The organism is Micromonospora echinofusca, from assembly GCF_017614955.1.
Lineage (GTDB): Bacteria > Actinomycetota > Actinomycetes > Mycobacteriales > Micromonosporaceae > Micromonospora > Micromonospora echinofusca_A.
In genome coordinates, this window is record NZ_WVUH01000001.1 from 112,765 (window position 1) to 122,237 (window position 9,473).

Genomic DNA, 9,473 nt, shown 5'->3' on the forward strand with positions numbered 1-9,473 from the left:
GGCTACGGCTAGGCGGCGTGGGTCGACTCGTGGGGCAGTACCCCGTCGAAGTCGCCGAACGAAGGCAGCACCTCCGGCGGGATACCCAACTCCGTCAGGGCGTGGTACATCTCCGCTGCCGAGCGGATGCCCGAGACCGCTGGGCCCACCTGCATGATCTCGCTGCCGGCGAGGACCTCGTAGAGGGAATGGTCCTCGGAGGTCAGCAGCCAACCGAGGTTCGCCAGGAGAAAATCCGTCCTGGTCACCCCGGGCACCCCCAGCCACTGGAACGCCGTCAGCATCCGAATGGTCGTCCCGGAGACCCCGGCGATCACCGGGGTGCCGAGCTCGTCGTGGCTGCGCTGGTACCAGCCCGTCGATTCGTCGAGGCCCCACCAGGCCCGTCCGCCGATCCAGGGCAGCGGCAGTTCCGGGCCCGGCGCGTCGGGCGCCAGCCAGCTCGCCTCCGGTTCGGCATGACTGCTGGCCGCCTCGCGGCTTGCGGTGAAGGTCCGGCGACCGGGGCCGGACAGGTAGTCCCGCTCCCGCTGGCTCAGTTCGGCACCCAACGCCCTCAGGTGTGCCGGGGTGAGCTTTCCCGGCACGCCGAGGTTCCGGGCCAGATCGTCCCGGTCCATTCTCGGCCGGCGGCTGCGGTGACTCTCCACGAGCGTGGCCATCGTTTCCTGCGGAGCTGCCAGGGCGGTGGTGCCCAGCGCGAACGGGTCGTCGGCGAAGAGGTGGGACTGCCCCGATCGCCAGGCCAGAGCCTGCCGCACCAGCCGGGACCAGCTCTGCAACCGCCGGGCCTGATCCTGCAACCGTGGCACGTCCAGACCCAACCGGGCGGCCTGCGCCCAGTCAGCACGCCCGATGATGTCCCGCACGACCGTCTTCAAGGTCGGCTCGGTGGCACTGGCCGGAGGGTTGAAGAAGGCGGCGTTGAAGAACGCCGTCATCAACTCGCGCAGGTTGCCGTCGCGCAGCAGTTCCCGGATCTCGGCGTTGGTCAGCTGGTCACCGACCTGACCGGCGCTGGTGGGATCATTCTGGACGAAGGACCGACGGACCCCCTCGGGCCGACCGTCACCGACGTAGCTCTCCAACACCTGGCGCAGCCGCTCGACCGCGGCCCGTGCCGCCTGCTGCGCCCGGGGGAGTTGGTACAGGTACGCGCCGAGGTTCCGCTCGAAGCGGATCGCGTGTTCGTGGTATTCCCGGCTACCGAGGGTCGGCCGGGTCCCGAACGGCCCGCTGTTCAGAACCGGGATCGACCGGTCCACCTGTGACGATGACGCGACCGGCGGAGCGTCCGTAACGGGGGCGCCGGAGGGTTCGAGGATGCTCCTGATCGACGGTGCCGGCCCCGGACGATCTGGCTGCGGCTGCGGCTGCGGCTGCGGCTGCGGCGGAGTCCGTACCCCGGTCGGCTCCGGGCCCGGTTGGCCCCACCGGACGGGCTCGCGTGGCGGCAGCGCGTGGTCGGGCTTGTCGGAGACCTCAAGTCCGGCCTGGCGCAGGCTCGCCTCCAGGTCGGTCACCGCCGGCGTGGTCGTCCCGTCCGGCTGGACGATCTGCCACCTGTCCCGCCGGACCAGTATCGGCTGGCCGTCCCGGTTGGCGCCCGGGGTCGCGGCGAGCACGTGCCCGTCCGGGGTGGTGTGCACGTCGGCCGGGGCGGCGACCACCGTCCGCCCGGTGAGTGCGGCCAACTGTGCGGCCGGCGACTTCTCGCCGTGCGGCCCGGGGGCAGCCAGGTGCGACCCGACCAGCACCAAGGTCTTGTCCTTGAGGTCGTGCTTGCCCAGCACCTGATCGTGAAAGGCTTCGGCGGTCAACTGCCCACCGTTGACGTGCAACAGCACCCCGCCCTGCGGGTCCGTCGTGGTGGCCACGTGGACCACCACGGCCTTCTCCACTGGCCGCAGCGAGTACGCGGCGGCAAGCTCGTCGGCCCGCCGCCGCACGGCCTCCGGGTCGTCCGACCGGTCGCTCCGCACCTCGGCGGAGGGCAGGTAGAACCCGGACCGGGTACGGAACCCGTGCGGGTGTTCCAGGCCCTCCCGCAGGGCCAGCTCCGGGGTCATCAGCACCTCGACCGCGTCGGACAGCCGGAACGACGTACGGACCGTGCCCGGGGCGCGGGACACCGGGCCCTGCCGGTTGACCGCCTCCGCCTCGACGTGCACGACCATGCCCGCCCTGACCAGCAGCATCTGGGTCTGGTACATGTGTCCGGCCTGGGTGGTCAGGTAACGCAGATTACTGGACTGGGTCGTGGTGCTCTCCTGGGTCAGCGAGCCGGTGACGCGGAGGCCGACGCTCTCCAGACCGGGTGCCAACGCCAGATCCAGGCCGTGACCTCGCCCGGCCGACGCGTCCTGCCGCTGCTCGGTGAAGCCGTAGCTGGCCCACTCGTGCGAGATGTCGAGGAACCGCAGCATGCGGGGGTCCCGCAGCTCGACGCGAATGGTCACCCGACCGACCGTTTCGGTCGGTGGGCCCATGCGGGCGAGGAACTCCGGCGAGCTGAGCCCGCCGGGTCGCAGCATCAGCTCCAGCTGACGGAACATGGTTGTCGAGATGAGATAGTGCAGGGCGTCCCGGCTGTAGGTGCCCGGCTCGACCAGGTGGGCCACCGCCTTGCTGGCGGAGCCGTCGATCGGCGGAACCGCCCCGGACAGCCGCGCGAACAGTTGGTCCGCCAGCGTGCCTACGGCCGCCGGCTCGACCCCCCACACCACCGCCCGGCGGGCCTGCACGTCCTCGAAGGTGACGTGGAGCCGGCCGTCCGGCGTCCCGGTGGTGCCGGCCGCCCCGGTGCGAGGCGCCGGCCGGATCTCCTCGACCCGTCCGGCCGTCGCGGGTGCCGGTTCGACCGGCTCGCCGAGCAGCTCCGTCGGGACGAGTACCTGCTCCCTCGCCGACCGGTTGCTCTCCCCGGCCACCGGGTACGCCAGCGGGCCCGGTGGCGTCAGCAGGCTGTCCGGCCGGTCTTTCTGCACCGGCAGCGGCTGGGGACGCGACGCCTGGCCGGTGAGGCCGAGCGACAGCGCGTTGAGTCCCGGCGACGGCGACTGGACCACGTGGATGGTGCCCCGGATCGTCACCGGCACCAGGTACCGGCCGGCCGGGCCGGTCACGTACGGCATGCTGCGTTCGGCACGGGTGAGCGCCAGTTCGTACCCGTCAGATCGGGTGTTCCGCGTGCGCAGCGTCAGTGACGTGCCGATCGAGGTGAGGTCGCCGGCATCCAGCTCGCCCTGGCTCACGTCACCACCGGTAGCGGCATCCCGGGAGGTACCCCAGACGTCGCCGGATGCCACGGTGTTGAACCGGTACGTGTACGACAGCGTCTTTGCCTCCTCGACCGTCGAGACGAGCTGGTACCCCGCACCCGCCGGATCGCGTTCCGCCCGCAGCACGACGACCGCGTGTTCGTGCATCAACGGCAGGGACCGGGTGGCGTGCAGCACCAGGCCGGAGCCACGCAGCAGGTCCCACAGGGGGACAACGGACTGCAGGTTCAGCACACCACCGAGATGGTTGGGCGCGACCTGGGTGGCGCCGTGGACCGTCCAACGGGACTGCAGGTGACCGGGAGCATGCCGGGTGAGAAGCTCGTTGACGACGTCCAGCAGCGGGTTGTTGCTGCCCGGGTTCGCCAACAACTGTTCGGTCACCGCAGCCAGCGGCACCCGGTCGATCCGGGCCGGGGCCAGGGACAGCGCCGGTCCGGTGGTGGTTCCCGGTTCGGTGGTGGTGGCCGGTTCAGCGGTGGTGGCCGGGGTCGGAACCGGGCGCAGGAAGCGGATACCGTCGTGCACCAGGACGAAGCCGCTGGCCCGCCACCGGTCCGGCCGGTAACTGCCGGCCATGTTGGTTTCGCTGCGCTCCACGCTGATCGCGTACACGATGGACGCGGCGTGTTCAACGTGGTCTCCGGCGATGATGGCGCGTTGGCCGGTGACCGGGCCCAGTGCGGACCGGCGCCGGTGGCTTTCGGTCTTCCCCCAGGTCCACGAGCCCGACGCCGCGCCGGAGGTACCCTCGGGGCCACGCCCCACCGACCACGTCAAGCCGGCCAGTCCGTTCCGCGTCGTCGCATCCGACGCCGAGACGTTGACCAGCGTCTCGACCATGTAGAGCCGCGCGAGCGGGACCTTCTCGCTGTGCACCTGCCGCGAGGCCAGGGGGAACGCCTCCAACCGGATGGTGACCCGGGTGTCGGCGACCCACCCCTGCCACATCTCGGTCTGCCCCGGATCCCCGTGCAGCAGCGTCCGTTCCAGCTGGGCCAGGTCGGTCGCCCGCCGCGCCACCGTCTCGGCGTCCCGGCCGCCGATGCCCACCTCCACCAGCAGGTTCCTGACCTGATCGGTGACCGCGCCGGTGCCGAGCAGGTCGGTCAGCAGATCGTCGTGGGCGAGCGGCGTGTAGCCGCCGGGTCCATGGACCAGTTGGGCCATCCGCTCGGCGCCGTGGGCCGGCACCAGCTCCGCCCGGCCGGTGTCGGCGACTTCCTGGTCTGTCGGAGCGGTGGTCGGGGCCATCGCCTCGGGCATCAGGAACCGGACGTACCCGTCGATGTCCACCGGATCGATCGCCGATGGCTGCATGAGCAGCGGCGGCCCCCCGCTCGACGCGGCCCGGGCGACCCGCACCTTGGCCACCAGTTCGCTGAGCCCGGTACGTTCGATGTGGACCCCGACCGACACCCGGTACCGCACCGTGTGATCGGAGAAGAAGACCGGACCGGTGTACAACATGCCCGGGATGAGCAGGGACGAGGCGTCGCTGGCGGTGCCCCGCGCGGTACTCCGGCCACCCCCCAGCCGTACCCCCAGGCTGAGGTGCGCCCCGCTGTCGCGGTGGGCCAGCGTGAAGCCACCCTCCCACACCGCCCGCTGGTCGGCGGTGGCCGTGCCCGTGCCGCCGACACCGGTCACCGCCATCGGCATCGCCTCCAGGCCCATCTCCTCCAGCCGGCCGGTGGCCACCTGCTCGCCCCGCTGCAGCTCGACGCGGACCCGGATGCGACGGACGCCCCCCGGGAAGTGCTCCGACTCGTCGTAGGCGAGTACCCCCTGGCCGAAAAGCTGGCGGTGCGCGTTACGCAGGGCCCCGGCGCCCAGACGGGGACTCCACTGGCGGTGTCGGGCAGCCTCCTCCAGTGCGGTGCGTACCGGGAGGCCAGCCACGTTCGACTCGGCGCGCGCGAGCAGGTCGAGCACGGCCGGCAGTACCTGCTCGGCACCGGCGAGCAGTTCGGTGGCACCGTAGCCGGCACTCATGCCGGCCTTGACGGGGGCCGGCAGATGCCGCTCGACCGCCGCTTCAGGCGCCGGTCCGGTCGGGTCCGGGTCCGACGCCGGGGCGTGTTCCGAGCCGTCCCGATGGCCGGCGTGCACGTCCTGCACCGGAGGCAGTGCGGCCAGCCACTCGCCCCGGGGCAGATCCGGTTCGCGCACCGCCAGGTCGAGCATCGCCTCGAACCGGGCCCGCTGGGACACCGGTACGCGCAGGTACCAGTGCACCTGGTCGGTCACCGTGCCGGTGGGCGGCACCGAGGGCAGATCGGTGTCGAGTCGGGCGGCGACGGCCATGCGCACCTGGTAGAGGACGCTCTCGCCGTCGTAGTCCAGCGCGTGCATCTCGGCGGCGCTGATCGTGGCCCGGCCGGCGCGGGCGGTCGTGTGTCCCGCGCTCAGCGTGAGCCGCGTCGACCCGCCGATCGTGACCGGCATCCGGTCACCGCTGGCGGTGCCCTTCAAGCGGAGGTCCAACCCATCGGCGCCGACGCCACCGGAGGAGGTGTCCTCCTCGGTGAACCGGAAGAAGTACTGGTTCTCCTCCAGCAACGGCACCGGGTCGACGCTGACCGCCTCGGCGCCCAGCAGTCTGGCACCGAGGGTCACGTGAACCCCTGCCGTGTTGCTGCGGATCAGCGGCGAGACCGCCCCGGGACCGATGACGTCGTTCCACATCCGCAGGATCGCCGGCTCGCTCACCCACCAGTTCAGCTCGTGCACGGCCCGGGTGGTGAGCGGCTGGCCGCCGCTTTCCAGGTGGCGACGGATCTGCTCCCGCAGGGTCGCCAACCCGGGCGTCGCCTCGGGTACGGCGAACACGTACGACAGGCTCCGGTGCAGCGCGGCGGCCTGCCGCAGGATCAACTGGTCCGCGTCGCTGACCGCACCGCCTGCCGCGTCGCGGGCGTGCGCCGCCGCGACGGCGTCGGGGTCGAGCCCGCGATAGCCGGTACCGGCCAGCCTCGCCGGCTCCGCCGGGTGCACGCCCGTCGCGTCGGCCGGCCGGACCGGGGCGAGTTCGTCCGGAACCTCCAGGCGAAGGTTCCCGTGGATGACGCCCGTCGCGGCCGGGCTGTCCTGGCCGGACCGGGTCACCACCGTCCGCAGCGACGCGTCGCCGAAGTCGACGTAGATCGCCTCGCCGGAGACCCGCGCGAACTTCTTGATCCCCGACAGGTGGGTGAAGGTCTTCCGCACGCTCCTCGCACTGGTGGCCCAGAGCCCGCTGGACAGCGTCAGATCCAGGCCCGGCAGCGGCTTGAACCGGCCCCAGCCGGCCAGCAGACCAGCCCGGCGGCTGTTCAGCACCGTCGTGCCGGTGGCCCCGGCCGCGATCTGGTCGGTGTTCTGGTTGATCTTCCACCGTTCGCCCTGCCGGGTCCGTTCCTGCTCGCGGGACGCGTATTCGGCGCGACGCAGGTCACCGAGGTCCATTGAGAGGTTGACCCGGTAGGTGTCCGGCCCCACCCGCACGTCCAGCGGAACGCCGCTCTCCAGCATCGTCTGCACGAGCAGTCGGGTGTCGTACTCGGCCAGCAGGTCCAACGTCGCCCGGCCGACGCCGACCTGCAACTCCGGACTGCTTCCGACCGGCAGCGCCGCCACCACGAGCTGGACGAGACCCCCGGCGTCTCTCAGCGACCGGTCGCCGAAGCGCACCGGCCGGGCGTGGTGCCCCAGACCGTACCGACGGGCACCGGTGCGGGGATCGGTGTCGGCGAAGCCCGGGGGAAGGTACCGGGGCCGGTCGTTGAGCCGGGTCACCAACGCGTCCTGGTGCCGCAACCGCCATTCGGCCGCTTCCGCCGCCTCCTCGCCGACCCGCTGCCGGGTCTGCTCCGCGGCCTCCCGCGCCGCCACCTCGGCCGGACCGGTGGCCGCCACGATTTCCTGGGACAACCACCGCACGGTCCGCGCCTCGGCGAACGCCTCGACGAGGCCGGCGACCTCGGCCGGGTTCCCGGTCAGTACCTGTGCCGTCAGCGCGTCCACCTTCGGTGCCGGCGTCGCCTCCGTACCGTGGCGCAGCGCCGCGACCTCGGCCAACGCGAACGCGTAGCTGGCCTGGACGTGCCGCTCGGCGAGCACGTCGGCCGGTGCCACCTCGGTACCCTCGGCGACCCGCAACCTGACCACCGCCTCCTCACTCACCTTTTCGAGCCGCCCGGCGTGCGCGTCGAGAAGCACGACCGTCCCCGCCAGCTCGCGCAACTCGGCCCCGGCGCGGGTACCCGGCGCACTGTCCGGATCTGCCCGGTACGCCTCGACGAGGTCCCGTACCGCCTGTGTGTCGGCCTCGTGCCGCGCCCGGATGACGTCGTCGGCCGGCAGTGCAGCGGTGAGTTGCCCGGCGTAGGTCATTGTGTGGGCCGCGTCCGCCAGGAGCTGCGTCCCGCCGCGACGCAGCGCGTTGCGCCGGGCCTCGGCGACAAGCTGCCGTTCGGTGTCGGTGAGCGGGGCGTCGTACGGCTGTGCGCGCTGGGCACCCTGCGCATGTGTCGTGTCGGGGTACACGGAGAGCGGCAGGTGTTCGGTAGGGGCCTGCGGTCCCGCCGCCGTGGCCAGGCCGAGCAGGTCGGCCGTGACGACCAGGGCCGGGGCGTCCGCCGGTACCCGGTCGAGGCGCGCCACCTCGGCCGGCTCGATCCGGCCGGTGACCAGTGACAGCTGCCGGCCCGTCCGGACGTGCACCAGATACCCGTCGTCGACCTGCCGCCAGCCGCCCGGTGCGAGCGACTGCCCGGTGCGCAACTCGATCCAGCCGGCGCTGCTGACCCGGTAGCTGTCGACCCGGGCACCGTCCGGGCGCCACGGCACCACCTCGTACCAGTGTCCCTCCTGTCCGGTGCCGCCGCCGACCGGAACCGGCGCCGGCCCGTGGTCGTCCTGCCGGTTGTCTGCCGCCCGGGTGAGGACCTCGTCCCGGGCCTGGGACCGGGCCAGTTCGGCTCCGGCCACGTCACCGGGGGGCGGATCGGTGGTCAACGAGCGGGCCAGGCTTTCGTGGCGGGCATCCTGCTCCCGTTCGGCGGCGGTGTCGGCCCGTTCGGACACCATGGCGGTGATCTGCCGGCTGGTGGCCAGCAGGGCGCGGGCGCGGGCGGCGGCGACCTGGCGTAGCTCCGACAGCGCCTCCACCGGGCCGGTGCCGTCGCGTACACCGTCGCGTTCGTGGGTCGCGGCCGGCAGCGCCGTCTTGGCAAGATCCACGATCTCCCGGGCGTACGCGACCGCGAGCGCACCGTCCAACAGGGATCCGTCGACCTCGGTGTCGATGTGCCTGTACCACGTCTCGACGTGTTGACGGATCCATGCGCGGCCCGGCGAGTCCCGATCCCCCGGCAGACCCGCCGGTTCGATCGCCGCCCCCAGCCGCGCCCAGAAGACCACCTCGGCGAGTTCGCCCCAGTGGTGGGGGTCGATCGTCCGGATCTGCTGAAGGTGGGCGTCGACGTCACGGGCATGTGTCGCGACCCAGCCGAGCAGGCTCTGCCCGGCGCTCACCGTCGACATGAAGGCGAGCTGGGCCTCGGCTTCGGCCCGCTCTTCCCGGCGTAGCCGGAGGTGCTCGTTGTACGCCGCCTGGCCCTGCCGGTTGGCGATCTCCGTCAGCACCGGGTCGGCGGTGGTGGGCGGAGCCTCGACCGGTGCCGGTGTTTCCCGGCCGGCGGGCTGTCCAGGCTCGACGGTGGTCGCGTCGTGCGCGTCGACCTCCGGCCGGTTCGACCCGGGCGGGGGACCGGCGGTGGCGGTCACGGTCGTCGGGCCGGCTGCCGCGGTGGCGTGGGCTGTCGTACCCGGCATCGACTCCCGTGTGGGGTCGGCGGGACCTGGACCGGGGTGACCGTCGACGGAGGTGGTGGGTCCGGTCTCCGCCAGCGGTCGCACCACGGCGATGGTGGGTATGACGGCCGGCGCGTCCGGCGGGGTGTCGACCGTGTCGGGTTGGTCGGCGCTGTCGCCGTCCGGGCGGATCGTCGACTGCGGGCGGAACGCCGGTTTGTGGTGGGTGCCGGGTGCGGCCGGTGGGGTGATCCCGGTCGTGCTGCCGGTGCCGCTGTTCGGGCCGCTGCTGGTGCTGCTGCCGCTGTTCGGGCCGGTGCCGGTGGGGATGCTCGGTGGGGTGGTGATGCCGGTACCGGCGGCACTGCCCGTTCCGGCGGTGCCGGCGAAGGGGGC

At 72.6% G+C, this 9,473-nt stretch carries 2 protein-coding genes; one reads left to right on the forward strand and one right to left on the reverse strand.

Annotated features, from left to right (window positions below; translation table 11 throughout):
- Positions 1-8: 8 nt before the first annotated feature.
- Complete coding sequence (locus tag GSF22_RS00410) at positions 9-9,098, reverse strand: hypothetical protein (protein ID WP_208810560.1); 9,090 nt, start codon at positions 9,096-9,098, stop codon at positions 9-11.
- 133 nt (positions 9,099-9,231) lie between these two features.
- Between GSF22_RS00410 and GSF22_RS00415 the strand changes: the two genes are divergently transcribed.
- Positions 9,232-9,473 (forward strand): hypothetical protein (locus GSF22_RS00415; protein WP_208810561.1); only part of this gene is annotated, 242 nt, incomplete at its 3' end.

Coding starts and splice junctions, on each gene's coding strand:
- GSF22_RS00410 (WP_208810560.1), bottom strand. CDS start 9,098: ATGCCGGGTACGACAGCCCACGCCACCGCGGCAGCCGGCCCGACGACC.